Origin of the sequence: Paralteromonas sediminis, assembly GCF_003820355.1 — a bacterium.
Taxonomy (GTDB): domain Bacteria; phylum Pseudomonadota; class Gammaproteobacteria; order Enterobacterales; family Alteromonadaceae; genus Alteromonas_F; species Alteromonas_F sediminis.
This window is the reverse complement of the sequence record NZ_RPOK01000002.1, coordinates 553,643-579,724: the sequence shown is the minus strand read 5'-3', so window position 1 is coordinate 579,724 and position 26,082 is coordinate 553,643. Positions and strand designations below refer to the sequence as shown.

The 26,082-nt window shown below is 42.5% G+C and carries 32 protein-coding genes and 4 tRNA genes; 24 read left to right on the top strand and 12 right to left on the bottom strand.

Going from position 1 to position 26,082, the window contains the following annotated elements; translation table 11 throughout:
• Window positions 1–17: 17 nt before the first annotated feature.
• From DRW07_RS07910 to DRW07_RS07900, 3 genes are read right to left on the bottom strand one after another with little or no spacing between them, the layout of a single operon-like run.
• Window positions 18–374, bottom strand: a complete 357-nt coding sequence (locus DRW07_RS07910) for a DsrE family protein (RefSeq protein WP_124027337.1) — start codon at window positions 372–374, stop codon at window positions 18–20.
• Window positions 374–712 carry a DsrE family protein gene (locus DRW07_RS07905; protein WP_124027336.1) on the bottom strand — a complete coding sequence of 113 codons (339 nt, stop codon included), beginning with the start codon at window positions 710–712 and terminating at the stop codon, window positions 374–376. Before DRW07_RS07905 ends, DRW07_RS07910 begins: the two co-directional genes overlap by 1 nt.
• 46 nt (window positions 713–758) lie before the next feature.
• Window positions 759–1,427, bottom strand: coding sequence for a Bax inhibitor-1/YccA family protein (locus DRW07_RS07900; RefSeq protein ID WP_124027335.1), 669 nt, complete (start codon window positions 1,425–1,427; stop codon window positions 759–761).
• A gap of 256 nt (window positions 1,428–1,683) precedes the next feature.
• On the opposite strand from DRW07_RS07900, the gene DRW07_RS07895 reads away from it, so the two are divergent.
• Window positions 1,684–1,775, top strand: a tRNA-Ser gene (locus DRW07_RS07895).
• 739 nt (window positions 1,776–2,514) lie between these two features.
• On the opposite strand, the gene DRW07_RS07890 is transcribed toward DRW07_RS07895, so the two are convergent.
• The 4 genes from DRW07_RS07890 to DRW07_RS07875 form a co-directional block, all read right to left on the bottom strand.
• Window positions 2,515–2,811 (bottom strand): hypothetical protein, encoded by a 297-nt coding sequence (locus DRW07_RS07890; protein ID WP_124027334.1) that lies wholly within the window; start codon window positions 2,809–2,811, stop codon window positions 2,515–2,517.
• A 414-nt stretch (window positions 2,812–3,225) separates the two neighbouring features.
• On the bottom strand, window positions 3,226–4,698 hold the full coding sequence (locus tag DRW07_RS07885) for an AAA family ATPase (RefSeq protein ID WP_124027333.1): 1,473 nt from the start codon (window positions 4,696–4,698) through the stop codon (window positions 3,226–3,228).
• Window positions 4,695–5,267 (bottom strand): hypothetical protein, encoded by a 573-nt coding sequence (locus DRW07_RS07880; protein ID WP_124027332.1) that lies wholly within the window; start codon window positions 5,265–5,267, stop codon window positions 4,695–4,697. The genes DRW07_RS07885 and DRW07_RS07880 overlap by 4 nt, the downstream gene beginning before the upstream one ends.
• On the bottom strand, window positions 5,267–5,473 hold the full coding sequence (locus DRW07_RS07875) for a helix-turn-helix transcriptional regulator (RefSeq protein WP_165870446.1): 207 nt from the start codon (window positions 5,471–5,473) through the stop codon (window positions 5,267–5,269). Before DRW07_RS07875 ends, DRW07_RS07880 begins: the two co-directional genes overlap by 1 nt.
• A gap of 400 nt (window positions 5,474–5,873) precedes the next feature.
• On the opposite strand from DRW07_RS07875, the gene DRW07_RS07870 reads away from it, so the two are divergent.
• The 3 genes from DRW07_RS07870 to DRW07_RS07860 all read left to right on the top strand — a co-directional run bounded on the left by DRW07_RS07870 (window position 5,874) and on the right by DRW07_RS07860 (window position 6,925).
• Complete coding sequence (locus DRW07_RS07870; RefSeq protein WP_124027330.1) at window positions 5,874–6,242, top strand: hypothetical protein; 369 nt, start codon at window positions 5,874–5,876, stop codon at window positions 6,240–6,242.
• 52 nt (window positions 6,243–6,294) lie between these two features.
• A complete protein-coding gene (locus tag DRW07_RS07865; protein ID WP_124027329.1) occupies window positions 6,295–6,477 on the top strand; it encodes a hypothetical protein in 183 nt (60 codons plus the stop codon).
• An 82-nt stretch (window positions 6,478–6,559) separates the two neighbouring features.
• The gene (locus tag DRW07_RS07860; RefSeq protein WP_124027328.1) at window positions 6,560–6,925 is read left to right on the top strand and encodes a hypothetical protein; all 366 of its coding nucleotides are present in this window, start codon (window positions 6,560–6,562) and stop codon (window positions 6,923–6,925) included.
• 28 nt (window positions 6,926–6,953) lie between these two features.
• On the opposite strand, the gene DRW07_RS07855 is transcribed toward DRW07_RS07860, so the two are convergent.
• The gene (locus tag DRW07_RS07855; protein WP_124027327.1) at window positions 6,954–7,142 is read right to left on the bottom strand and encodes an SHOCT domain-containing protein; all 189 of its coding nucleotides are present in this window, start codon (window positions 7,140–7,142) and stop codon (window positions 6,954–6,956) included.
• A gap of 386 nt (window positions 7,143–7,528) precedes the next feature.
• Between DRW07_RS07855 and DRW07_RS07850 the strand changes: the two genes are divergently transcribed.
• The 3 genes from DRW07_RS07850 to DRW07_RS07840 are packed head-to-tail and all read left to right on the top strand — an operon-like array spanning window position 7,529 to window position 9,552.
• Complete coding sequence (locus DRW07_RS07850) at window positions 7,529–8,143, top strand: hypothetical protein (protein WP_124027326.1); 615 nt, start codon at window positions 7,529–7,531, stop codon at window positions 8,141–8,143.
• 54 nt (window positions 8,144–8,197) lie between these two features.
• Window positions 8,198–8,959 (top strand): tetratricopeptide repeat protein, encoded by a 762-nt coding sequence (locus tag DRW07_RS07845; protein ID WP_124027325.1) that lies wholly within the window; start codon window positions 8,198–8,200, stop codon window positions 8,957–8,959.
• Between the two features lie 17 nt (window positions 8,960–8,976).
• A complete protein-coding gene (locus DRW07_RS07840) occupies window positions 8,977–9,552 on the top strand; it encodes a hypothetical protein (RefSeq protein ID WP_124027324.1) in 576 nt (191 codons plus the stop codon).
• A gap of 84 nt (window positions 9,553–9,636) precedes the next feature.
• On the opposite strand, the gene DRW07_RS07835 is transcribed toward DRW07_RS07840, so the two are convergent.
• Window positions 9,637–10,839, bottom strand: coding sequence for a tyrosine-type recombinase/integrase (locus tag DRW07_RS07835; protein WP_124027323.1), 1,203 nt, complete (start codon window positions 10,837–10,839; stop codon window positions 9,637–9,639).
• Window positions 10,840–11,256: 417 nt separating this feature from the next.
• Between DRW07_RS07835 and DRW07_RS07830 the strand changes: the two genes are divergently transcribed.
• The 17 genes from DRW07_RS07830 (at window position 11,257) to DRW07_RS07750 (ending at window position 23,469) form a co-directional block, all read left to right on the top strand.
• Complete coding sequence (locus DRW07_RS07830) at window positions 11,257–11,964, top strand: pirin family protein (RefSeq protein WP_124027322.1); 708 nt, start codon at window positions 11,257–11,259, stop codon at window positions 11,962–11,964.
• A gap of 110 nt (window positions 11,965–12,074) precedes the next feature.
• Window positions 12,075–12,719 carry a UvrY/SirA/GacA family response regulator transcription factor gene (uvrY, locus tag DRW07_RS07825; protein ID WP_124027321.1) on the top strand — a complete coding sequence of 215 codons (645 nt, stop codon included), beginning with the start codon at window positions 12,075–12,077 and terminating at the stop codon, window positions 12,717–12,719.
• An 8-nt stretch (window positions 12,720–12,727) separates the two neighbouring features.
• Entirely contained in the window at window positions 12,728–14,554 is a 1,827-nt protein-coding gene (uvrC, locus tag DRW07_RS07820) for an excinuclease ABC subunit UvrC (protein WP_124027320.1), read from the top strand.
• Window positions 14,555–14,621: 67 nt separating this feature from the next.
• Window positions 14,622–15,218, top strand: a complete 597-nt coding sequence (gene pgsA / locus DRW07_RS07815; RefSeq protein WP_124027319.1) for a CDP-diacylglycerol--glycerol-3-phosphate 3-phosphatidyltransferase — start codon at window positions 14,622–14,624, stop codon at window positions 15,216–15,218.
• A 102-nt stretch (window positions 15,219–15,320) separates the two neighbouring features.
• Window positions 15,321–15,396 (top strand) — tRNA-Gly (locus DRW07_RS07810).
• Window positions 15,397–15,417: 21 nt separating this feature from the next.
• Window positions 15,418–15,491 (top strand) — tRNA-Cys (locus tag DRW07_RS07805).
• 9 nt (window positions 15,492–15,500) lie between these two features.
• Window positions 15,501–15,587: transfer RNA gene (locus DRW07_RS07800), tRNA-Leu, on the top strand.
• A gap of 67 nt (window positions 15,588–15,654) precedes the next feature.
• On the top strand, window positions 15,655–16,404 hold the full coding sequence (locus DRW07_RS07795) for a substrate-binding periplasmic protein (RefSeq protein WP_124027318.1): 750 nt from the start codon (window positions 15,655–15,657) through the stop codon (window positions 16,402–16,404).
• A gap of 243 nt (window positions 16,405–16,647) precedes the next feature.
• Window positions 16,648–17,889, top strand: a complete 1,242-nt coding sequence (locus DRW07_RS07790; protein ID WP_124027317.1) for a discoidin domain-containing protein — start codon at window positions 16,648–16,650, stop codon at window positions 17,887–17,889.
• Between the two features lie 105 nt (window positions 17,890–17,994).
• Entirely contained in the window at window positions 17,995–18,324 is a 330-nt protein-coding gene (locus DRW07_RS07785; protein WP_124027316.1) for a hypothetical protein, read from the top strand.
• Between the two features lie 47 nt (window positions 18,325–18,371).
• Window positions 18,372–19,223 carry a hypothetical protein gene (locus tag DRW07_RS07780; RefSeq protein ID WP_124027315.1) on the top strand — a complete coding sequence of 284 codons (852 nt, stop codon included), beginning with the start codon at window positions 18,372–18,374 and terminating at the stop codon, window positions 19,221–19,223.
• Window positions 19,224–19,281: 58 nt separating this feature from the next.
• Window positions 19,282–19,923: a MarC family protein gene (locus DRW07_RS07775; protein WP_124027314.1), complete on the top strand. Its 642-nt coding sequence runs from the start codon at window positions 19,282–19,284 to the stop codon at window positions 19,921–19,923.
• A 34-nt stretch (window positions 19,924–19,957) separates the two neighbouring features.
• Window positions 19,958–20,632, top strand: a complete 675-nt coding sequence (locus DRW07_RS07770) for a sulfurtransferase (protein ID WP_124027313.1) — start codon at window positions 19,958–19,960, stop codon at window positions 20,630–20,632.
• Window positions 20,632–21,333, top strand: coding sequence for a Sir2 family NAD+-dependent deacetylase (cobB, locus tag DRW07_RS07765; protein WP_124027312.1), 702 nt, complete (start codon window positions 20,632–20,634; stop codon window positions 21,331–21,333). Before DRW07_RS07770 ends, cobB begins: the two co-directional genes overlap by 1 nt.
• Window positions 21,333–21,962, top strand: a complete 630-nt coding sequence (locus DRW07_RS07760; RefSeq protein WP_124027311.1) for a LysE family translocator — start codon at window positions 21,333–21,335, stop codon at window positions 21,960–21,962. Before cobB ends, DRW07_RS07760 begins: the two co-directional genes overlap by 1 nt.
• Window positions 21,963–22,027: 65 nt before the next feature.
• Complete coding sequence (locus tag DRW07_RS07755) at window positions 22,028–22,840, top strand: glucosaminidase domain-containing protein (RefSeq protein WP_124027310.1); 813 nt, start codon at window positions 22,028–22,030, stop codon at window positions 22,838–22,840.
• A complete protein-coding gene (locus DRW07_RS07750) occupies window positions 22,837–23,469 on the top strand; it encodes a DUF2987 domain-containing protein (protein ID WP_124027309.1) in 633 nt (210 codons plus the stop codon). The genes DRW07_RS07755 and DRW07_RS07750 overlap by 4 nt, the downstream gene beginning before the upstream one ends.
• Here the strand turns inward: DRW07_RS07750 and rssA are convergent.
• The 3 genes from rssA to fnr form a co-directional block, all read right to left on the bottom strand.
• Window positions 23,466–24,374, bottom strand: coding sequence for a patatin-like phospholipase RssA (rssA, locus tag DRW07_RS07745; protein WP_124027308.1), 909 nt, complete (start codon window positions 24,372–24,374; stop codon window positions 23,466–23,468). The two genes, DRW07_RS07750 and rssA, sit on opposite strands and share 4 nt — an antisense overlap.
• Before the next feature lies 1 nt (window position 24,375).
• Window positions 24,376–25,245, bottom strand: a complete 870-nt coding sequence (gene ttcA / locus DRW07_RS07740; protein ID WP_124027307.1) for a tRNA 2-thiocytidine(32) synthetase TtcA — start codon at window positions 25,243–25,245, stop codon at window positions 24,376–24,378.
• Window positions 25,246–25,321: 76 nt separating this feature from the next.
• Window positions 25,322–26,053: a fumarate/nitrate reduction transcriptional regulator Fnr gene (gene fnr, locus DRW07_RS07735; protein WP_124027306.1), complete on the bottom strand. Its 732-nt coding sequence runs from the start codon at window positions 26,051–26,053 to the stop codon at window positions 25,322–25,324.
• Window positions 26,054–26,082: the final 29 nt, after the last annotated feature.

The window sequence follows — 26,082 nt, the reverse complement described above, 5'->3', positions numbered from 1 at the left end:
TGTCGTCCGTTGGGTTGTTACAAATACAGGGTTAATGTCGCTTCACGAATTAGTTGTTCGACTTGCTGACTGCTGAGGACATTAACACCATCAATAATGGAATCAAGTTCGATATCTTGTTGTTCTAGGCAGTGTTTTGACACAAACAAAGGTTCAACATCGAACATCTCAAAGCCCCTGATACGCTTTGCACAGTGTTTAAAGCCTGCTGGCGGTGTTTGAGTTGAAACAAGCTGTGTTACGCCTTCTCGCATAAACAATACTGATGCGCTATGACCATAGGCAGTTGAAGCCATTATCAGATCATGTGCTTCATCTGAGCTGTGGGCTGCAATATAAGGCGCTGATTGTACAACAAATAAAATCGACGACATTATGCTTGGATCACCTCGTGACAGTGATGGAGACGCGAATAGAACTCGCTTAACCCAGCAAATGTAAACCGGCCTGCAGCATCGGCATGCAGACCACGATTTTCGGCGAGTGTGGAGCAGGCTATGAGTGGAATTGAAAAATCAGATGAAAACTGATTCCATGCCTCGTGAAACATTGCGTCTGGTGCAGCATTGTAAGCTGCATCGAAATAAAAGAATACATGATCAACAAGCGTTTGCGTGTGCACCACATCTAGGCACATTTGTAACGCCTTTTTAGACTTTTCGAGGTCGCTGGCTGGTGCAGTGACAAAAACGGCGACTTTCCTTTGATGCATAAAAAAACACCCCTCGTGTGAGGGGTGTAGTTTACGTTATTATGGTTTAGTCGTCGCCACCAAATGCGCCAATGAGATGCAACAATGAAACGAACAGATTGTAAATGTTCAAATACATTGAAACAGTCGCGCGAATGTAGTTGGTTTCACCACCGTTAACAATACGGCTCGTATCGAACAGAATGAAGCCAGACATCAAAAATACGATGGCTGCGCTAATTGCTAAACTTACAGCGGGTACCTGGAAGAATATGTTCGCAAGCGCTGCAACCAGCACTACCACTAAGCCCACTATCAGAAAGCCACCCATAAAGGAGAAATCTTTCTTGGTAGATAATGCATAGCCGGAAAGTGCAAAAAACACTAACGCTGTGCCTCCCAACGCCTGAGCGATAATGCCCGGGCCGCCAGGGATGCTAGCGTAATAGCCCAGCGTGTAACCCAGAGAGCCACCCATTAGGCCGGTGAATAAAAACACCCAATATATGCCAGAGGCTGATTCTGCTTTTTTGTTTATCACAAACAGCGTGATAAATGCACCCAGTGTCATTCCCAATGACATTAATGGGCTAATATCAACAGCCATGGTGACGACAGCACATACCGCACTGAAAGCCATGGTCATTGCTAGCAACATGTAAGTATTGCGCAATACTTTGTTTGTTTCTAATACAGATGGCCTAGCAGCACTACTGTATACCGAACGTTGTTCCATTTTCCCCTCCAACAGAACGAAAGCTAAACACACTATGTGTATAGTTAGGGTAGTTGTATGGCTTTTGGTTCATTTTTTCAAGGTGTTTTTGGCTGACTTAACGAAAGAAAAAGACGAATAAAACCCTCAGATATTGTTGGGTATCACTAATTCGAACAATCATTCACCATGTTGCGCAAATTGCAGGCAAACAAACACTTTTTTAAAAATTACCCTTTACAAGGCTAAAAAAATCATTAAGATTCGCAGCACTTCAGGAGAGATGGCAGAGTCCGGTTGAATGCACCTGACTTGAAATCAGGCGAAGGGTCAAACCTTCCGGGGGTTCGAATCCCTCTCTCTCCGCCATATTCAAGGCTCAACTATTTGATAGTTGGGCCTTTTTGTTACCTGAAATATTTGCTATATACAGTTTTATATACACTCTAGCTCAATGTTGTGATGAAATGTGCTCCACTTCACACTACGCTTTTGTGATTAAACGTTAGATAGCGGGCAGTTCTTATTGCTAGGGACAGTTTTTATTTTTCCATCTCCATATTCACAGAATCTTTTGTCTGCGTCAGCGCCAGTACCAATCCACGAATTAATTAATGGTGCTGCAGAGACTTGAAGTGTGACAGCCAAAAGTGCCGCTATGCCTAACCCATTTTTTTCATCGATTTATCCCTGTGTTTACGTAAGTGGTAAGCCTTATCATACGACAAAGGATTAGATTAAGTGGTTATTATTGTTAAATCTGTGGGTATGTGGATAGCAGTCACTGTGTTGTTAACGGTGTGGACAACAATGTGGTCAGCTTGCCTGTCCATATTTTGTCCATGCTGTTATCAATACTTGAGGTGACTGGAACTCGCTATCCATATATCCACAGAGGAGTGGGGTATTATTCGACTTTGATAACGCAATTTTTTTGTTAAAGATGCTTTTGACTGAAACACAGCTAAGTATGTTGACGAGACCTCCAATCTGCCAAAGCTATACAGTTAAAATTCCGGTCGAATCAGAGGGTGGTTAGTATGGACATTGAGCCTTATTTATCGCGTTGCCAGTAAAGCTTTTGGGGGGTAGAGTTTAGTTGCTTTTATTAGTCTGTTTCTTTTTCTTTATCCTTTGTTAATGATTTGAATACTGAATCGACATCAATGCGCTTCATCTGCTCTACAGAGTGTCGAGCAGTGCTTTCAATGCTTTCTGCAATAACGTTTAATGATGTCACGCCAAGATCAAAAGTTTGTACAGATGCAATTAAAACATTGGCAGTTAGTTTTTCAGTGGATTCAATTGCAGATAAAGCAGGTGTTTTAACATCCTCATACAGCCGCTTCAAAATGCCATTTCTTGCTTTTACATCGACTTTGATTAGGTTGTGTTTGATATTCATCTTATTTCTCCTGTTGTTTTTTTAGATGGGTCCCATCAATACCCACAGGGGGGGAGCCCAGTAATAGACGCTAGCGCATCTACTCAAAACACCAGCCTCAAATTTTCACAATCCCTATTGGGTCTTATTAGAAAGGTAAATTTACGCAATCAGTTGTTGCGACAAAATAATGTAGTTATTGTCATTACTAATAGACGTTAAAAGCAACTCCTCACTGTATACAAGTCGCTTTAAAAACCTTTAGCTATTGCTTCTTAGGCTATACATATTGTATGTTGGCAGAAAGTGGCCAATTAAAAGGACAATGTCCGGACATGTCCAGACATTTGACCATCGTTCATATCCTCGAAAACAGGACAGACATGGACACACCCCTTTAGGGGTGTCCTGTCCTGTCCGGGTATGAATAAAAGATTATTCATTGTCCTCCTCTGTGGATGCATCAGAATCAGCAATGGAGAAGCTGCCGTTATCTTCAATAACAAGGCCGTTTTCCTTAAGCGACTTCACAGCTCGCTTGAATTGTGTTCTTTTTGCATCGACAGGGTCTTTTGAGTCTGGCTTAACGTTAGACCTTTTGATGAAGCAATCCCTCCAATTGGCCTTGTTAACTGGCTCACCGTTTGCACCGGCAAGTTCCCGCAAAATATCGAGTGCCAGCGCATTTTTACCTTTCATTACTGCGGTTTTATCAGTCTTGAAGTATGTCGTAGATTTCTCTAACAGCGGCCCAGCTATTGGCTCGCCATCATCGTCGTAGTCCGTAATCACAGTTTTAAGGTCGAACTTAATGCTCTCTGACTTTTTGTCATCCTTCATCTTTGTGCATTCAAGCGTAACTACCTTCTGGGGAGATTGCGACACTTTGAACTCAGCATCCATAGCGCCTTTTATCGAGCTACTACCTCTGCTTCTCTTCTGGTCGCTATGCCCGCTATGATGAACAAGCATGATGGTTGCTCCTGTTGCATTTCTGAGCAAATCGCAGTGCTTAAGTATTACAGAAAAGTCCTTAGAGCTATTCTCTTCTCCCGTGGAGTTTCTGTGCAGTGTGTCAATAATAATAAGTCTTAAATCATTAATGCCACGCACGGCTTTGCGAACAAGGTCAACGCTACCTCGCTCCATCAAGTCCATTGAAATTTCGCTTGAGTAAAAATGTTTAACCTCAAGGTCTTTGGCCTCTGATACTGCCCGCAAGCGCTTAGAGAGCCCGTTAAAGCCTTCTCCAGCAATGTAAGCAACATTACCTTGCTTTACTGTGTTGCCCTCCCAGTCTCTGCCAGAACCAATGCAGCATGCCATGTCGAGCGCAATAAGACTCTTGCCACTAGCGGGGTTGCCAAATATCAATACGGTCGCGTCACTCGGTATATAGTTTTCAATTAACCAATCAGTTTTACCGGAGCGTTTAATAATCTCTGCGCCATTCACAAATTGAAATTCTTTAGCTTCAGTTTGAACTTTCGTTCTAGAAGGGCTCGAGTAGGTATTACTCAAATCTGATAGGGCCTTAGTGATGGTCATCTCACCATAAGTTCTTCCATCTGCGCTGTGAACATCATCCCACTTTTCCTGAAACAGTGCGCTAGTTCTGAAAATCCTATCTATTTGCTTGGGGGTTTGTGTATAAAATGCGATATGGTTAACGAGCGCCAAATCCGCAGCGCTGCTGTCATTATTGTGCGCAGATACATCTCCTTCATACAATTTCTTTACTGCGTCACCGTTAGCAGCGTTAAACATAATGCCTAGAATGGCGTTATCGTCCATCCCCCCTTCTGTGGATATAAAAGAGGTATTGTTAGCCGCGCTAATGTAATGCTTATGCTGTTTTGACTCGTTAGTTTTATTGGACCACTTCATGTATTTAGCTAATGTATTCATAAGTCACTCCAGCTTACAGATGCTATCGGGGCATCCTTATATATATTGCCAGTGATAGTGAAATAGCGATTGTTGAAATACACCTCCAATGAGGATTTGTCCTTCATAGCGTGTTTATTTGAGGGTATGTGCGGCGAATCATCAAGCATGTAGTAAAGGTGAATGCCATCACCGCTTGGACTGACCTCGGTATAAGTTGTTGGTAGTTCGTCCAGCAAGCTATTAGCCCAACCACACAGATTTCCATTGGTTAGCACATGGTCAAGGTCGATGAATAGAAATGGGTCGTCACAAGTTAATACAAAGCCAATTTTATCACTAATCTCTATAGCCTCATCGAAACTACGCCAGTTTGCTGACGACTGCGCATTAATCGGAATCATTTTATTGTTGACGGGTGGTTTTATGGTCTTTCCATCGCGTTCAAGATAATCCCAGTTCACAAATTTATCATGCTGAATCAACGGTTTTAGCCGCTTTTTAATGTGATTTGTTTGCAGCTTTTTGCTAATATTTAATTGGTTATTCGAAGAGCTCTGCAGAAAATTTTTCTGTGGGGCTTTTTTCATTATAAAGCCTCCTGATGTTCGACTTGAGAATCCATCCATTCATCAACCACAGTGCGTTCCCACACCGATATTTTGGGGTCGATTTTTTTGCTAGCAGGAAACTTTCCTAAGCTAATGAGTTTGTATAAGTATGCAGGGCTAAATCCTGTGTAGTCTGAAAGTTGCTTCATTCGAAGCCAGCGAGGAGTAATTGCCTTGTTAGACATGAGTATCACCATCGAATGGTGTATCTATTGGCTTGGAAGAATTGTGAAACCAATAGACACAGATATATCATCAACAAATATCATATTTGCCACCTGATACATTCGCCCATTGGTACTGCTAGTCAGAGTCTAAAGTCCCACAATTTTGGGTTGCTTTTCTCCGGTAGAGACTTGATTGAAATGTATTACTGCAATAACAGTAGAGTAGAAAATAGTACAAAATAATATAAGATGCAATAAGTTCAGGTATCCTTGCCGTTTGAGAAGATAACTAAAATTAATATTTACAGCTACTCTGACATACTCTCGAACAAACTTGAGTATTACCGAAGTCTCACCTAGCTTAAATGTTGATGAAAAATGACATCATTTCATTTAGCGAATATTGAAGGAACAACAAATGACTGAAGCAGTTTTAGGGTGGCAAGCGGTTATTTTTATTACCATTCTAATAAGTGGCAGGTATTTTAAAGCTGTTACTATTTTTTGGTTTATTTGGACGTTAACTCAAATTTTCGTTTTTTGGCTAAGCGCCTTGCAGTTCTTCACCGTGTTTATTTCAGCGGCCATTGCAGGCAATCTTTATGGGAGGCCTAAAAAAGATGCCTCTGGAAACGTTCTGGAACCCAACCCAGAGCATGATGAAGAACCTAATATAAACGCAAGTGCAGAACAACAAAGTCAAGAAGACAATAAATTTGGCATATTTGGACATATTGTGGGCTGGGGGCTTGTAGCTCTTTTTTGGGCCACTATCGTTATATTTTGAAGAATAGATTAGGTAGTTTGCTTTAAATTAAGGTTAAAAAAAGGGAAATGATATGGTTAAAAAAGCGAGTTTGTATTTGTGGCTACTAGTCATCGCTTACGTTGGGTTAATTGCTCTCTCAGGGGAAAGTGTTGCGGGACGAACGCTAGCTGATAATTTTGGTATGGTGTTCTTTGGTGCGGTTGGTGCTCAAATTCTTATTTTTATCGTTATGCCATTTATGAAAAAGAAATAATGGTCCCCAAAACCTAGGTGAATAATAAAGGTCATGATTTATACCCAAGGTATCGCCGTTTTTTTTAAGAACTGGGAGCTATATGATTAAAAGGTTTAGACTCTTAACCTTATTTTTTTCCTTTCTAGCAATGCAATCCCACGCTGCAGGAATTGGAATAAACGATATATTAAAAGGTATGGAAAATAACCCTGCAATGCACGATGACTTTAAGATTGTTATCTCTGGTATTGCTCTGGGGTTGATGGCTGCGAATATGAAAGCGGAAAAGAACGGCGTCAAAATCTGGTGTCTGAGTGATAGTCAGGAAGGTAGTGTGTCAACTAATTCTGAAACGCTATTTAGAAAAATGCTGGAAGTAAAAGGTGACAAGTACCAGCAGAACAACACCCATTTGGCTATTATTATGCTTGATGCATTTGACTATCATTATGGATGCAAAAGGTGATCTTGCACAATATAGCCATTACGATACGCTAGTCGCGCAAATAATCGGCTTTCAGTTTTGTTAATCTAGCGTTGTATTCGTCTTCCGTTAATATACCTTTTTCTCTTAAGGTGTTTAGACGTAGCATTTGATCTTCTGTTTTTGTAAGGTCTTTTCCTCTGATATTGTTTCTGACTTTTTCAGTAAGGTTATCTGTCGTTCTATCTACAAGTCCCATTTTAAAAGGTTTATTAAATCTAGCGAGTGAATAGATGAACCCAACAATGAAAAATATGAAGGAAGCGGCAGCAACAGTGTCAGAACCTTTACGCTATCCCAACCCATGAACTAAGATATTTTCTAGTATCACTGTGCAAATTAATACAGCAAACCCTCGAATGATAAGTGATAGTATCTTCGCTAGCATAATTTCTCTGAGAAAAAATAGAAATCCATGACACCTTTAAAGTTAGTAAATAGAGAATATTTACTTGTCAATGGGGCAGGCGTTGTCAGCCCCTTCGTTTTACATTAAGTTGCCTAGTCGATAGGCTGCTCCGGCTTTGTCTTTTAAAGTAACGTGTTATCGTAAGTGGCAAGAGTGTTTTTAAAAGGAATGTGTGAATGTGTTTTGAAGATATTTTGGACCCTGCTTTATCCAATATTAGTGATGCCGAAATTTGTAACCTAGCTTACGATGATACGTTTGGTCTTGAGAATCCATCAGTTCGCAGGCGAGCTTTACCAAAACCTTGCGACCTAATTGTTGATGTACACAAAGTTCATTCATTTGTCCGACACAATACCAACAGAGGAAAGGATCAGTTCAATTATCCATCAAGCTGCTCACCGAAGGTGTTTGTTTTTGGTGATTACAAACAGACACAATTTTTGCTTGATATAGGCGTTAACAAATCAATCTTTTATCACAGTGGCATTTTTTTGAATGAGAGTACTTGGTTGGCTTTTAAAGATTTGAATCAGAATAATAATGTGAGAGGGCCATCTTCGCCTGTTCATATTAGGTTATATGAACAACCATACATGAATACTGTGGAATCATTTTTTACTTCATGGGTAGAAATATTGAGGCGGCACTGGTATGCCAATAATGATGTTTTGTATAGTGAAAATGACGCAAAGGCGACTATGTTTATGAAAGAGTTGAGTGCCTATAGTCAAAAAGTAGAGCTCTATCAAATGGTAATGACTTCAGATGAATCTCTGAAGTCAGCATGAAGTTTCCATAGCTTAATCGGTTTATAAGTTAACTATTAAAAAGGAGTTGATTGGATGGAATATAAAGCCAGAAAATTTCGATTCAGTTCTAGTAGTTCTCTTTCCTTCAAAGCACTATTTTTTTATTTTTTTGTGTTAATGGCTTTTCAGTCGAATGGGAAAGAAGGTGAGCAATGCTATGAGCTGTTAGATGGTAAAAAATTCACAGAAGCTTTTTCGATTTGTGGAAAGGCAGCTGAGAAAGAGGATGCGTTGGCGCAGTTTCTTTTCGCATTGATGCATGAAAAGGGAATGGGTGTTGAACCCCAAATGGAAAAGGCATTCAAATGGTATTCAGAGTCTGCAAACAACGGGCATGAGATAGCACAAAACAATCTCGCAATGATGTATGAAAATGGGGTTGGAACAAAGAAGGATTCGTCTGAAGCTGTTAAATGGTACAGGAAGTCAGCAAACCAAGGTTTTTACAAAGCTCAATATAATTTAGGTGTAATGTATGAACAAGGAATTGTTCTTCAAAAAAATATAGAAAAGGCTCAAGCGCTTTATTTGAAGGCAGCTGAGCAAGGGTTCGCAAGCGCACAGAACAATGTAGGTTTGAACTTCTATAAACAGGGCAGGTATTCTCAAGCTCTTCATTGGTTTTACAAAGCTGCAATTCAGGGAGAGGCTATAGCTCAATCAAATATGGGTCTATTGTATCTTCACGGGAGAGGTGTTGAGCTTGATTACAATAAAGCGGCTTACTGGTTCAAGAGGGCCTGCGAGAACGGGTCTCAAATTGGATGCAAAAATTATAACTATTTAACTAATTAACAGGGAGTTTCGCCCAAATGAAATATTATTTTTTTCTTTCTTTATTAACTTTCAGCATTTCATTTTGCACGCAGGCTGAAGAGAAAGGGTGGCTTAAAGGGTTAATGGATGACTTTAGCTCAACAGATATGGAGGGGGGTCTTACGCGGAGAGAGGCGCGTCAGTGGTATAAGGAAAATAAAGGAATGCTGGTAATTAATGGTGGTGAAACACTTGGATGTAGGCTTGATAATGACAGTGAGACCGCATTCAGCCCTCAATTTGTTCGCGAGTTCTACGCATGCACTTTTAAAGCGGAATTTGTCAACCATACAAATTACAAGCTAGAAACACTGATAGTCAAAATTAAAATTTTTAACAAAGCTAAGAGTAGTCTCGTTGTAGAAAGAGTTATTGGGCTGCCTATATCAATCTTTCCATCAGTAAAAAAGAAAGAATCTATTGAATTCATCGCACAAGATATTGGTGAGGCACGGGCTCAGTTAGGAAGTAACTGGTCTTGGAATTATGAACTAATAGGGTATTTGCCCAAAGAATATACTGATTCTGATTATAAGTCTTGGCACGGCGATTACAGCTGGCTAACAAACTAACTTGAAAAAACACTCTGTTCGGCTACTGGAGTGCGCATAGTATGCTCAGAGCATGCTAGATAGAGCTGGCGCAAATTTAAGAGATCAAGTTACTGAAAAGCAGTATTGCTCCCACTCCAGAGCCAGCGCTCTTCTCTTTTCCATCAAATTGCCTCGCTGGTAGGCTGCTTCGGCTTTATCCTTTATGCGATGAGCCAGTGCCGCCTCCGCAACCTCCCGAGAATAAGTTGTTTGTTCAGCGCACCAGTCGCGAAATGTAGAGCGAAAGCCGTGTACAGTTAAATCTGGATGTGTGCGCTTAAGTAGCTTAAGGGGAGCTGATGCGCTTATCGGTTTCCCTGCTTGGATGCCCGGAAAAATAAAGTCATGTGCAGCCCTTCTAGCAGGTGTTAATTCTTCAATAATGGCCAATGATTCAGTAGTTAGTGGGACATGGTGCTCTTTACCAGCTTTCATGCGGCTGGCAGGGACAATCCACGTGTTGGATATAAAGTCGATTTCTGAATAGGTGGCATCTCTAGACTCCCCAATGCGAGAGACGTTAAGTATTGTAAAGGCTAGCAGTCGAGCTGAGATGCTATTTGTTTGTCGTAATTGCTTGAAGTAAGCAGGTAGCTCTCTGTAATGTAAAGCATTGTGATGCTTTGGCTTCTGCACCCTGTTTCTTTGCGGAAGTATCTGGTCGAGATTGCCACGCCATAACGCAGGGTTTTCTCCATGCCTGTATTTTTTGACCTTTGCCCAACTTAAGATGCTTTCCATTCTTTGGCGTACTCTCGATGCGGTCTCTGTTTTGTCATGCCAAATTGGCTGCAATACGCTTAATACATGGTCAATATCTATCGTACTTATGGGTAGCTCTCCAATAACTGGGTAAGCGTATGTTTCAAGAGTATTTTTCCACTGAGCGCAGTGCTTGGCATTCTTCCAGCCACTCCGTTTAGACTCAATATAAGAAATTGCGCACTGACGAAACGTAGGTGTAGGTATTGAATCCGCATGATTCTTTTGAATGAGTCGCTTTTTGTGCACCTTCGGGTCAATGCCTTCTTTCAGTAGCTGCTTGCACTCGATAGCTGCCATTCTTGCTGCTTGAAGATTGTTTGGTTTTGTAACAGAGCCAAGTCCATGCCATGTGGGTTTGCCGTTTAGTTGGTATCTAAAGGCCCATGATTTACTTCCTGATTTGCTTACCTGTAGATACAGTCCGTTACCATCAGCATGAAACCCTGATTCTTTAATGTGTTCAACCAATTTGGTTGTAAGCTTATTTGTTAGTTTTGCCATTTAGATTTGCCCTTGGTTTATATACATTATTATATACAGTTAGGTCGTGGATTGCGATAAAGTATAGTGGAGTGTATTGGAATAAGTATATGTTTAAGCTTATGATATTTTTATTGTATTTAAGCCATCAAAGACTTCTGTGGATTTAGGTCTGGCGGACTCTCTCTCCGCCACATTGTGAAAAAGCCGCCCACCGGGCGGCTTTTTTGTTGCTCGTCTATTTCACACCCTAGTGTGCTGCAGATCGTTTTAGTCTTACCATTCCTGCCAAAAACCATTAATTAATGCGTTGATGAGAATCTCGTTTAGATGCGATAAATTCTAATTTATAGAATGCTTTAGGCATATTAATGCAATATTCAATCCTGTATTTGGAATGTACTATCTGTTTATAACATTTTAAGCGGAGACATGACTATGTACATCAGACGTGCAGACGAACGAGGTAAAGCAGATTTTGGATGGTTGCAAAGTGCCCATAGTTTTTCTTTTGGGCATTACTACGATGCCAATCACATGGGGGTGTCGGCACTCAGGGTAATCAATGATGATACTGTTGCACCAGGGGCCGGTTTTGCTACACATGGGCATAGAGACATGGAGATTATTTCTTATGTTACAGAAGGTGCGTTAAAGCATAAAGACAGCGAGGGAAATGAGCACATCATCCCCGAGGGCGATATTCAGGTTATGAGTGCAGGAAGCGGTATTACTCATTCAGAATACAACGCGTCAACTAAAAGTCGTGTTAAATTTCTACAGATATGGGTGTTACCGTCCGAGCGAGGTGGTAAGCCAGGTTATGCGCAAACACGCATTCAGCAGGATGACACGGTAACCGCGCTTATCACACCTGAGCCGTCTCAGAATACGTTGAGTATTAAGCAAGATATGTCACTCTTCAGAGTGGTGCTCCAGCCAGCCGATGATGCGGTGGAACTGAGTACTAGGGGCAAGACAGGTTACTTGCACATTGTTAAAGGACTAGCCAACCTAACGCATTCTGACGACAGTATTGAGGTAACAATGGGAGATGGAATTGGGCTAAGTGGCGATGAAATTATTACACTTTCCTCAACCGGCCATCTAGAAGCTTTGTGGTTTGAACTACCCGCTAGTGTTTAAAGACCAAAATCGTTTTCTGTGTTAGGCTTACGCCGTTGCCTTTGGTCGCTTTTTGTGTCGCGAAGTGCAACGGCGTGTTTACTGATAAATGCCTAATAAAGAGATAGATAATGATAAAGGTAGTGCTTGTAGACGATCATGATTTGGTTAGAACAGGGATTAAACTCATTTTGCAGGATGTGGCCGATTTTAATGTGGTCAACGAAGCAAGGTGTGGCGAAGATGCCGTCGCTATTTGTAGAAAGAATCCACCCGATGTTGTGATTATGGACGTTAACATGCCAGGTATAGGAGGTATGGAGGCTACCAAGCAAATTTGCAGACTCGCTGAAAACACCAAAGTTATTTGTTTGTCACAGCAAAAAGAACATCCCATTCCTAGTCAGGTTATGCAATTAGGTGCACACGGTTTTTTAACTAAAGATGCAGAACCCGAAGAAGTGATCAATGCCATTTATAAAGTTGCGTCCGGTGCCAAATACTTAGCTGCTGATATTGCTCAGAGCATTGCTATGAATAAGTTGGGGGCGTCAGAAGATAACCCATTTACCGATTTGTCATCTCGTGAGTTGGATATTGCTTTGCGTCTCACAAAGGGTAATCGCGTGCCTGATATAGCAAGGCAGCTCAATATTAGTGCAAAGACCGTTAACACCTATCGGTATAGAATGTTTGAGAAGTTGAGTGTGGAATCTGATGTAGAACTCACTCACTTGGCACTACGTTACAAACTTATTGACAGCGATAATTTGTAATTCTCAGTATGGCATTGACTGAACCTTTCGATTCGGCCGAGTTCCTCGCGTCATTGACACAAAAACCAGGCGTATATCGCATGTACAGTGAGTCTGGTGATGTGATCTACGTCGGCAAAGCAAAAAATTTAAAAAAGCGGGTGTCTAGTTACTTTAGAAAGCATTTGGACAATGCTAAAACCAGAGCCTTAGTAAGTAATATTCATCACATTGATGTAACCGTTGTTACCAGTGAGTCAGAAGCGTTTTTACTTGAAAATAACTTCATAAAAAAATACAAGCCTCGTTATAACGTGGTAATGCGAGATGATAAGAGTTACCCCTATATTTATCTCTCAGGTCATAAGCATCCTAGGCTATCTTTCCACCGGGGTAGCAAAAAAAAGCAGGGCGAATATTTTGGGCCTTATCCGAGTGCTTGGTCGGTCAGAGAAAGTTTGCGGTCAATGCAAAAAATCTTTCCCGTAAGGCAGTGTGAAGACAGTTATTACAGGGCGCGCAGTCGCCCATGTCTGCAGTATCAAATGCAACGTTGCAGTGCACCATGTGTGGGTGGCTATGTCTCTGATGACGAGTATCTTGAGCACGTTGAACTCGTTCGCTTGTTTTTGCGGGGTAAAAACCATCAGGTTATCGCTAAGTTGGTTGCTAAAATGGAGCAGGCCAGTGAATCCCTTAATTTTGAGGCAGCCGCAAAATACCGAGACCAGATAAGTGCGCTAAGGCGCATCCAAGAGCAGCAAGCTGTTGCTGGTACTGAAGATGACATGGATGTATTTGGCTTAGCAATAAGAGGCAACATGGCATGTGTACAAGTCATGTTTATCCGTGATAACCAGTTACTGGGGAGCAAAGCTTTTTTCCCCAGAGTGCCGCCATCAGCCACAGAGCATGAAATATTTGAATCCTTCTTTTTGCAATTTTATTTGGCCGGCAATAAGACGATCCCCAAACATATCGTGCTTCCTATAGAGCTGGAAGACGAAAAGGCCATTGTTTCGCTGCTCAAAACTGAAGCCGGTCATAATGTGAGTGTCTACAAAGGTATAAGGGCTAATAAGAAGCGATATTTGCAGCTGGCAAATGCCAATGCCCAAAATGCGGTTGATACACAATTTGCCCAGCACAAGTCTGTGCACGCAAGGTATTTGGCGTTAGAAGAGGCGTTGGAACTCGCTGAGCCCATTAAGCGCATGGAGTGTTTTGATATCAGTCATACCGCAGGGGAGCTTACTGTTGCATCGTGCGTTGTGTTTGATCGCGAAGGGCCAAAAACCAGCGAGTATAGACGTTATAATATTGAGGACATTACACCTGGTGACGACTATGCTGCAATGTTACAAGTGCTCCAGCGACGGTTTAAACCCGGCAAGGAAGAACTCAAAATACCCGATATCCTATTTATTGATGGCGGTAAGGGGCAGTTGTCTCAGGCCGAGGCGCATTTTAATGAATGGCCTGACGACAAGACACCTTTGATCATTGGTGTAGCGAAAGGTACCAGTCGTAAACCTGGACTTGAAACGCTTATTTTGGGGTACACTCATGATACGTTTAGCCTAGATAGTCATTCTCCCGGACTGCATTTAATTCAGCATATTCGCGATGAGTCACATCGTTTTGCCATCACTGGTCACAGGCAACGCAGACAAAAAGTAAAAAACACCTCAAGTTTAGAGTCTATACCCGGGGTGGGCGCAAAAAGACGTCAGGCTCTGATAAAGTATATGGGTGGCTTGCATGGACTTAAAAAAGCCAGTGTAGAAGAAATTGCAAAAGTGCCAGGTGTTAGCAAACAACTCGCCGATACGATTTATGAACACTTACACCTCTAGCCGAAATGCCCTGTAAATGGCACAATACGCATCCAATGGCGTTATAGGCCATCGTTAGGAAGTTGTTATGTGGACTATACCCAACATTGTTACCGCGTTTCGCGTTTTATTAATTCCCGTATTTGTTGTTGTGTACTTTCTTGATTGGAAGTGGGCCAGAGAGGCAGGGGCCTTTATATTTTGGCTGGCTGCGATAACCGACTGGTTCGACGGTTATCTGGCAAGAAAGCTTCAACAGACTACTGCGTTTGGTGCGTTCTTAGATCCAGTTGCAGACAAACTCATCGTGGCGGCTGCGCTGTTGATGATCACACACACCTATGAAACGCCATGGATCACGGTTCCTGCTATTTTGCTCATGCTACGCGAGGTTTATATCTCGGCCCTTAGGGAGTGGATGGGGCAGCGAGGAGGCAGCCATGAAGTAAAGGTTTCCTTTGTTGGCAAGGCCAAAACCACTGCGCAAATGCTCGCTCTTATTGGATTGTTAAGCGGCCTGGAAGTGTTTATGGGAATTCCTCTTTACTGGGTAACGCTAGGCTATGTTTTGTTATATATCGCTGCTGTTTTATCAATCTGGTCAATGGTGATCTATTCGCTGGCAGCATGGCCTCATTTAAGAAATGCAGCAAATTCGGATAATAAATCAGCAGACAAACTCTGATTGAATAAAAAGCGCGCATTCGACGTTTTTTATTGTTGACAGGGCTTTCGTGGTAGGTAGAATGCTCGTCCACATTGAGGTGTGAACACAAGTTCACGCAGCGCGGGAATAGCTCAGTTGGTAGAGCACAACCTTGCCAAGGTTGGGGTCGCGAGTTCGAGTCTCGTTTCCCGCTCCAATGTTCCATGCTATGCGGTATGGCGGAATGGCAGAATGGCTATGCAGCGGATTGCAAATCCGTCTATCTCGGTTCGACTCCGGGTTCCGCCTCCATATATCAGTGCCCGGGTGGTGAAATTGGTAGACACAAGGGATTTAAAATCCCTCGCTGGTAACAGCGTGCCGGTTCAAGTCCGGCCCCGGGCACCATTTCATTCTTGAACTTTCGCGATTAGTAGCACATTCTTAAGACATAGCAGTCTTTAGTTGTGGCGGTATGATCAACAATAAAGTTTGGCTTTGGCATTTTATTATCAGAGCCATAACGTTTGCTTTTTTATTCAATTTATGTGCTCCGCTTTATGCCCAAACCATTAGGGTAAGTGCCGCCCATTGGCCTGGTTATACAGAGCCAGACGGTAAGGGGGTTTACTTAACCTTAATTCGCGAAGTGTACAAGGAATATAGTCTCACTTTTGATGTGGGTACCTTCGCCCGTGCCAAACGGCAGTTTAATTCAGACCAAGCAGACATTCTTGTCGGCATTTATTTAGAAGATAAAAGCGAACTTGTTGAGCCGATAACCCCCTCTTATCACATTGATACTGACTCTCCACTGCTAGCTATCTATCGTTCTAAGGCCATACAAATATCTTCCCATGGAGATCTCGAGGGAAAAACAGTGGGTTGGTTGGAGGAATATAACTTTAAACCTTTTATAAACGCTAACGTGAAACCTTACGTTTTTAAAGAGATTAGCCACGCATTTGTCCTACTTGAAAAAGGAAGACTAGATGCTGTGATTGATTATGAACATAACCTTGTTAAACCAGAATATAGTGCCTTCGGCAGGTTTGAACTCGCCTCAGGTCTAAAGTTGTACGTGGTATTCAAAAGAACAGAAAAGGGCGTAGTACTGAGTACATTGTTCGATACGGTTATGCCGCAGCTTAAAATCACCGGAAAGCTTAAACGACTGTATGGTAAAGACTATGAGCGTGCAAATTTTTCTAACGTCGATCATTAAAGCAAATGATGTTAATTTGCATCAATCGCCTTTGTGAACCTATAAGTGAATATGGTATTCTTCAATGCTTAATTGATAGGATGTCATTTTCATCGTTGCGCAAGAGAAACTGAGCACATCACGCGCTGGTTCGCTTTATAAATCCACGCCCAGCCCAAGACACCTAATTCTAATTTGTTCATGCATAAGCCAAGTAGTGCATGAATACATTCCAAAAATATTATTACGTTAGATGAGAGATAAATGCCGATTGTAATTTCTGAAATTGAACAAATGTTTGAGCAATATAATTTTGTTAAATTTAGGGGGAAATCATCAGGCCAGCCCTTTGTTGTGTCGCCTGATCCTTCATTCAGGTTTTTACGATTTGAATTGCAGGCAACCCAGTCTATTAATTTGGACAAGATTGAAATAGTAGACGAAGACAATCAGTCTTTGCTAAAAAATGCCAAGATAATGGTTAGTTCTAGCTATAATGATGAAGCTCGGTTTGATGGGCAGCGTCTAATTGATGGGGCACCCACAGGGGGGGTGAGCTTTCATTCCAAAAACGAAAAGAACCCTTGGTTAGTAATTGACCTTGGTGAGGTACAAAAAGCATCCAAAATCACGATTACTAATCGTGGTGGTAAATACTTTTACCGAGCCTTATCCTTCAAACTGAGCTGTTCGAGCGATTTAACTCATTGGCAGGTTATCCACGATAACTATGCGTTTACCGAGTCAGAACAATTCTTGGCACTGTCCAAACTTGAACAGGCCCTAATAAAGTGCTGCACATTTAATGATGACGAGTTTCGAAGTCAAATATACCGATTTGGCAAAAAGACCAGTTATGAAGAAGCACGGGAATATGTTGATATTGTAAACCATTTTCTTCAGCAAGAATCTCTGTCATATGGCCCTCATGGCATTTCAGAGACGTTTGAAGTCAGGTCGGAAGAAAAAGTCAATTTGGCCTATCAGGAACTCTCTAACTTATTAGGTTTTCTTAATAAATCAATGAATATAAGCGCATTTGCATCATCAGGTACTTTGCTAGGTATTGTGAGGGACGGACAGTTTCTCGCTCATGATGACGATCTTGACGCCTGTTATATCAGCAACTTCAGCGAGCAATCTGACATATTGAAGGAACGAGAAGATATCAGAACGGCACTGACAGAGCAGGGGTATCAGGTCCGAAATTCAAATGTCGCCCATTTTTGGGTGACTACTCCAAATAAAATTACACTAGATCTGTTTACTGGTTGGGTAAACGAAGAGGGAATTTGCATGATGAACCCTCTGCCAGCTCCAGGAGTAGGCGCAATGCATATCACGCCGACGCAAGTGAAAAACGTGCAAGGCTTCGACATTTATCTACCTAGGGATCCTATTCCATTACTGGAGTTAAACTACGGTCAGAATTGGGCGAACCCTGATCCGCTCTGGCAGTTTGATTGGAGGCATGCGCCTAAACTCTATGGTTTTTTATATTTTTAATATGCATGCCTAGCCAATTGATTTGTTAAAGGGCTTAGGGTAACTTCTTATGAGTTTCTTCTGATTGTTAGCGTTTCTTTTATGTTTTCAACATCTAGCAAGTTAATGAGTATGATATTTTTAGGTCTTGTTGTATCAGGATGTTCAGAACGCGTAGAGCCTCTTAATCAGTCTGAGCTGGGGTTCTATCGCGCATGCATAAAGGGTAGCGAACGATTAGCCAATGAAATTGGCACGCAATATAATGCTAAAGCCACTAATACCAAATGCGATTGTCAGGCCCGCGCATTGTCTGCGATATTGTCAGATGAGGAGCTTTCGGAGGCCGCGGTTGCCATGAATGATCATTCGTTAAATGCCTTTACAGATTACGTTAGTCAGTTCCCAGTATCAACGCAGCAGGATATCACCGAAGTAAAGTTGCGTTGTGGGTAAGCATTGTATAAAAAAGCAGTAAGTCACAATTTTATTAAAGGGAGCGAATGCTCCCTTTTTTTGGTTTTACGGTAATGGGATCTATGGTTTACCTGCGAGCACTTTTTTTAGTCGGTTTTACGCTATTTATGAATGACGTTAACGGCGCTCAACAGACTGTTTTAATTGCGAAAGAGCAGCTGGGTGACAATCAAAAACCAACAGATTTGGCATTTCTTATCTTTGACAATGTCTTGTCTGAATTAAAACAAGACTATGATTTTAAATTTGTCGTTGCGAGTGCCGAACGTATGTGGCTGCTGCTCAAGCAGGCTGATAACGCGTGTGCGTTTAACAAAATGAAAACCATAGAGCGTGCAGAAATGGCGTACTTTTCTGCAATGCCCGTCATCTCATTTCCGCCCAATCGTCTAATTAGCCGAATTAGCCTTGGTCAGGCATCAACTCAGTCTCTCAGCCAGTTGGCAAAAAATGCCAGGGAATTAGTAGGTGTGGTTGATGGACGAATGTATGGTCCTGCGGCCGATGCAATCATCAACACCAAACCTGAGAACTTCTATATTGGCAAGGGCAATGATAAAGCAGCTAGATTAAGAAATATGCTGATACAAGGAAAGTTAGACGTGATATTGGAATACGCAATGACATTTGAAAGTTTTCTACCCGAAACCGAGGACATGTCACGATTTTTTATTTATCGCGTTGAAGAACTTTCAAATGAATATGTTGATGGTTTTATTGCATGCTCCAAATCAGCAGTAGGAGCACGTCTTATTAAACAAATAGACGAGGTGATGGCCTCGGAGGCATTTATGATAAAAGCGAAGTCGCTGATTCATCAGCATGTCCCGAAGATCGAGTCGGAAAACATCATTTTGCGTATTTTTGAGAAAAAATAGTTCAAACAGCCCCGAGAATTTGTGAAACTACTGCCCCTTTTGGCTGACTGCAGATTTCATGCAAGATTTAATTCCCTTTGCACTACTTTGCTTTACTTCATTTTTTAGTCTGATGAATCCTCTAGGTGTCATGCCTGTTTTCATGACGCTCACAGCAGAACTTTCTGAAGACGTGCGCCGCAAAACGGCGCGAAAAGCCTTGATCGTTTCCTTTATCACCCTGTGTGTGTTTGCCTATGCAGGGCAGCTTTTGTTTGAGTTTTTTCATATAACGGTTGATAGCTTCAGAATTGTGGGCGGGATAATTTTTCTGATCATGGGGATGGACATGTTGCAGGCCAGGCTTTCAAGAGTAAAGGTGCATGAGGAAGACGTAAAAAGTTACGTAGAAGATATCTCTGTTACGCCGCTGGCTATTCCTATGATTTGTGGTCCGGGCGCCATTACTAACGCAATCGTACTCATGGATGATGCAGTGTCGATTGACTACGAACTCGTGCTTTTCGGGGCTGTGTTTTTAGTATTGTTCATCACTTACTGGGTGTTGTTTTTTGCAGGCAATATTATTAAGTTGTTGGGTGAAACGGGTATCAAAGTGATGATGAGACTCATGGGCCTAATCATTATGGTGATTGCCGTTGAATTTATAATTGCTGGTGTGAAGCCTGTGATCTTTTCTATCGCAGCGTCATTGCCTTAACCGAGGATAAAGAGTGATAGTCATAGAAAGCAGAATGAAAAGAGTCGGGTCAAACCAAAAACCTCAGTTGCTAGACAATGAATCATGTGACTTTGTGTTTGATTTTGATCAGTTCGGAACAACCATGCCCTCTGCAGAGCAATGGCTCCACACCACCAAAGATATTGGCCTGGATAAAGACACTGAGATACATATAGTTGAAGCGGGCGATGTATTTTGTGGGCCAAGGCTGGCATTTATGCTGAGAAGTACAGGTTTTCAACAGTGCCAGTCAGAGTCGATTTTTGTCGCACCAGACACGTTAGGATTTAATGGCTTTGTGGGCAAAGAAACCGTGTTAGCCGCTATGCATGCCAGTAATCAAATTATCGATGTTCGAAGTGTCGCCCGCTTTTCTGGTGAAGAAGATGACCCGCGTCCACACGTTAGTGTGGGACATATTCCAGGCTCAATAAACCTTCATTACCAAACATTGATCAATCCTGAATCACCTAGAAATCTGCGCGATCTTACGGAATTAGCGAGCTTGTTCTCTGTACAAAATGTCGATTTAACACAGCCTATTATCTTTAGCTGTGGCTCAGGTATTACAGCGTGTATTGGCGCTTTGGCCGCATTAGCACTAGGCGCTAATGATGTGCGAGTATACGACGGTTCCTGGTCAGAGTGGGGCGCCGATCCATCTTTACCAAAAGCCAAAAAACAGTAATGGAACACATCGTTATTTTGACTGGTGCGGGAATTTCCGCTGAGTCAGGCATTAACACATTCAGGGATAACAATGGGCTATGGGAAAACCATCGCATTGAAGAAGTGGCGACGCCAGAAGCGTTTATTTCTAATCCAGAACTTGTCTATCATTTTTATAATTTACGTCGTCAACAACTCCATCAGGCTTCACTCAAACCCAATGCTGCTCACTATGCGTTGGCTAAGCTACATAATAATTGGAAGGGGAAGGTTACTCTGATCACACAAAATGTAGACAACCTGCATGAACGCGCGGGCATTAGCGATGTTATTCATATGCACGGTGAATTGCTGTCAGCCCGATGCACTGTTTCTGGTCGACGAAGTGAATGGCTAAACGATTTGGATAGATTAAACCAATGTGAATGTTGCCAACCTGCCTCGGCGTTGCGCCCTGATATTGTGTGGTTTGGAGAAATGCCTCTACAGATGGAGTTGATATATGATGCCGTACAGTCTGCTTCAGTTTTTGTCGCCATTGGTACATCGGGTCAGGTTTATCCCGCCGCTGGGTTAGTGGATATTGCCCATCAACATGGTGCAGAGACCCACTTTATAAACCTTGAATCAACTGACAACCCAGCGTTTGAACATCAGCATATCGGCGCAGCATCATCCACAGTACCCAAATGGGTTGAGCAGTGTTTGGAGCGTCAGTAGTGAATTGGACTGAATTTACCGCGGTTGCCCTTATTCACTTATTAGCGGTCGCAAGTCCTGGGCCGGATTTTGCTATCGTAGTGAGGCAGAGCTTGCACTATGGCAGAAATAGCGCTCTGGCAACCAGCTTAGGCATTGGTGTTGGGATACTCGTTCATGTGGCCTATTCACTCATTGGATTAAGCGTGGTTATTGCTACTACACCTTGGTTATTTAATGTTATTAAGTATCTTGCTACCGGCTATTTGCTCTACTTGGCATGGGGCGCCATTCGAGCTCAGCCAGCGGCACCAAACAGTGATAGCGACACGTCTGGCAATCAAGCTCATGTTCCTACAACACTGTATAAATCGTTTACCATTGGCTTTATTACCAACGGTATAAACCCTAAAGCAACCTTGTTTTTTTTGTCGCTGTTTACACTGGTCATCGACCCAAGCACAGCGCTAAACGTAAAGCTGTTTTATGGTGGCTATTTGGCAATGGCTACAGCGGCATGGTTCTGTTTTTTGTCGATGATCTTGAATCATAATAAGGTTATTTATGTATTACGACATTACAGCTATTGGGTTGATAGGGCCATGGGGGCACTGTTGATTGTGGTCGCCCTTGGGATACTTTTCACCTGATAGGGTAGGGTTAACGCGTTTAATGGGATATAATTTAACCATTGATGTAATAGATTGAGTAGTTAATGGCGACCCGCAGAAGTGTCATTAAAGTTTCCCTTTCTACACTAATAGCTTTGGTATTAGTGCTGTACCTTTGGTCGTTATCGACCGAGCGCGTTCAGCAAGACCTTGTTCCTGCTCCGTCAGAAATGGCCGCAAAGCCTGTCCCTGACTTCACTGATTTTGCCAACGTTGAAGAGAAAAAGAAGGCATTTTTTGATTACCTTCGGCCTGAAATAGAGGCGCAGAATCAACATATACTCGGTATTCGACATCGTCTTATGCAGCTACAAAGAAAAGTCGCTAACAACGAGCCTTTGTCTGAGAAAGAGCGACAAAGCCTCGTATGGCTTAAAAAAGAATACCGCGTAGATAGTAACGTTAATCCTCAGGACTTAGCCCAGACCGCAAACGTTATACAAGGGCTGTTGAATCGGATAGATATTATCCCTACCGACCTGGTGCTGGTACAAGCCGCAAATGAGTCAGCCTGGGGGACATCGCGTTTCGCCCGAAGAGGATACAATTTCTTTGGTTTATGGTGTTTTAAAAAAGGGTGTGGGTTTGTGCCTTCAAGGCGTAAGGAAGATGCCAAACACGAAGTGGCAAAATTTCCCAATCTGACACGTGCAGTTTACACCTATTTACGCAATTTGAATCGTCACGATGCATACCGGGAATTGCGACAGATAAGGGCCAATCTGCGCGCTAATAATCTGCCTATTACCGGCAGTGACCTAGCCGAGGGCTTGGTTAGCTATTCGGAGCGCGGTCATGATTATGTAGAAGAGTTGCAGGCTATGATTCGATTCAATGAGGAGTATTTTACTGAATGAGAACACTTACTTTCGCTGTGTTAGTGTTGTTTTCCATTACCACATTTGCAGAAACCGTTGAGGTTGACTACAAGCGCTTCTACAGCCACGTTCGCAAGTTAAATAACGAAGACACTCAGGCACTGCAATTTGCTTTTGGTTTTATGCATGTGCGAGAAAAGCAGCTGTGTGAGATTACGGAAGCTAACATAGTTACTCAGAAAAAAACGATAGCGCTGCCGGTTACACCAGAATACAGATTCACGGTCCCCAGTGAGAAAGCGCTGAATTTAGCTGATGCGAAAGTGCACATTCTTCTTACTGAACCCGCTAATCTGTGTGACATGTCAGTACAACTTGAAACGAAACCTGAATTTTTAAAAAACGAGTATGCTGGGTCTGATCTCGCTTTTATTCATCAGCAGTACACCGCATTTTTCAATGAAATGGGAAGCTTTTTGTCTTTTATGATGCCCACAGTAAAAGGGCTTATGGTACATTTTGCTGATGAGAACCTGAATATTGTTCTTGCTTCTGGGCATCAGATCCAAGGCGGAATGCTTATCCTTAATGACGAAAGCCTAGAAAATCTTGAATCACTGCAATTGCCACAGCGACCCTTGCGGATCACTGCATTAGCATCGCGTTAGTTGATCTTTAACTGAAATTCTATGTGCTCTTGCAGCCGCTTAACGGTTGCATACCCTGATTCCACTAGTTCGTTCGCCCGGTGAAACTCCATTAAGCCTACATTGTCCAAACGAGGTTCGATGAGTAAATCAGGTGGTTCGCCGGCAAGACGAGAGCGAGTGACTCTTGCCTGTAAGATTTCCAGAGAGCTGCTCATCACTGAAAATACACCAGGTGAATCTGCCTGGGTGGGTTTTTCAGACTTATTCGATTGCGGAGAAAACCACTGTCGGATCACATTTTGGCTTTTGGAGAAGAAGTCATCAGTGTGTTTTTGACTCTCTTCGTGTTTTTTACTCACTGCAGCTGAACGCTGTGGTCTGAAATCACTGCTTAAATTTACTGCGATGATAAAGTCTGCACCCAGTTGACGACAAAGGTTCACCGGCACCGGGTTCACAACTGCGCCATCAACCAGCCACCTATCGTCATGCAAAACCGGTGAAAACAAGCCTGGTATGGCACAAGACGCTTTAATAGAGTCACCAATTGGCCCTGATTTGAAGCTGCGTTCCCGTCCAGAGTAAAGGTCGGTAGCCACCACAGCAAAAGGTAAATCCATGTCTTCAAAAGTGGGCGCGCAAAAATCGTTCGCGAGTTTATCAAATACCTTCTGTCCACTGGCAAGACCGCCACGCTTTAGCCCAACGCCCATGAGGGAAAGCGTTTGCCATTCGGTTAATGAGCAGGCCCACTCTTTTAACTCTGGTAATTTGCCACTGGCATAAGCTGCACCTACATATGCACCTATGGAGCAGCCTGCTACCATATCAATTCTTAACCCCATTTCCTGCAAAGCTTCTATTACACCGATATGGGTCCATCCGCGCGCAGCACCGGCGCCAAGGGCGAGTCCTACTTTCATATTATCCTACGTTAACTATGTCAATGAGGTTGGTTGAAGACACTTCAGGCCCAGTAAAGTCATAGGACTTTCTTGGTGTTGAGCGGTCAATGGAGAGTGCATTAAAATCGAACAAGTCTAAATCAGCCAATTGCGAAGGACTCACGCTTCGCATGCTGTTAAACACATTTTCTATGCAACCTGGGTTGGCCTTCTCCCATTCCTTAGCCATATTTTTAATGCGCTTGCGCTGCAAGTTTTCCTGACTACCACAAAGGTTGCAGGGAATGATTGGATACGCGTTTAATGCAGCCAGTTTTGCAATGTCTTTTTCACGGCAGTAAGCCAGTGGCCGAATAACGATATTACGCTGATCGTCACTTAGCAACTTGGGTGGCATGGCTTTCATCTTTCCGTTGTTAAACATGTTCATAAAGAGGGTTTCAACCATATCGTCCATGTGGTGGCCAAGCGCGATTTTAGTCGCGCCGATTTCCTCAGCAAAACTATACAGCGAACCTCGTCGCAAACGAGAGCAAAGAGAGCAGCTTGTTTTGCCTTCAGGTACTTTTTCCTTAACGATGGAATAGGTGTCTTTGTCGATGATGTAATAGTCGATGTCACGACCTTCAAAATACTCAGGTAAAATATGTTCAGGAAAACCTGGCTGTTTTTGATCAAGGTTTACTGCCACTACGTCAAAATGAATAGGCGCAACGCTTTTTAGATAAAGCAACATGTCCAGCATGACGAATGAGTCTTTGCCGCCACTAACGGCAGCCAGAACCTTATCGCCTTCTTCTATCATTGCATAGTCAATGACGGCTTTACCGGTTAGGCCTCTTAGCCGTTTAAGAAGTTTGTTTTCGTTGTATTTTTGTTTCTGAAGCACTACCTTGAAACCCGTGAACCACTGTAATCGGCGGTATTATACGGGTTTCGGTACCCAATCGAAAAGGCTTGTTCGGTTAAATCGAGTCGATGTTGATGTGATAATCGGTGAGCATTTGTTCCATGTCACCTTTTTTCAGTATTTCTAAGGCTTTTCCTTCCACTTTTATCAGCCCATTCTTTTGGAAGCGAGTTAATAGTCGACTTACCGTTTCTACCGTTAATCCCAAAAAGTTACCAATATCAGTTCGGGTCATAGGTAATAAAAACGATGTTGCCGAGAATCCGCGCTCTTCAAACCGTTTTGACAGCGAAATAAGGAAATAAAGTAAGCGGGATTCGGCGTTGCGTTTGTTTAACAACATAACAAGTTCGCGATCCTGCTGAATTTCTGCACTCATAAACTTCATTAATTGATTGCGGAGGTTAGGGAGTTTTTCAGCCACATCTTCAAGCATATGAAAAGGAATTTCACATACCATTGCAGTTTCTAGGGCTTGCGTTTGACTGACATGCCTTTTTTCTCTTAGGCCGTCAAACCCAATGATATCACCGGGAAAGTGAAACGCGGTTATTTGGTACTCACCGTCGTCGTCTTCAATATAAGATTTGAACGAACCTGTTCGCACCGCGTACAAAGATGTCAGTGGGGTGTTGGACTCAATCAGATAGTCGTTTTTATGCAACGGGTTGTTGCGTTTAACGATGGTATCCAGTTTGTCCATTTCATCCGTGTTCAATGCCAAGGGTAAGCACAAATGGCTAAAATTGCAGTTCTGACAATGAATGTAACTCTGAGAAGCTGACATAAAAAACCTCTTTACTATTCCTTAAATTA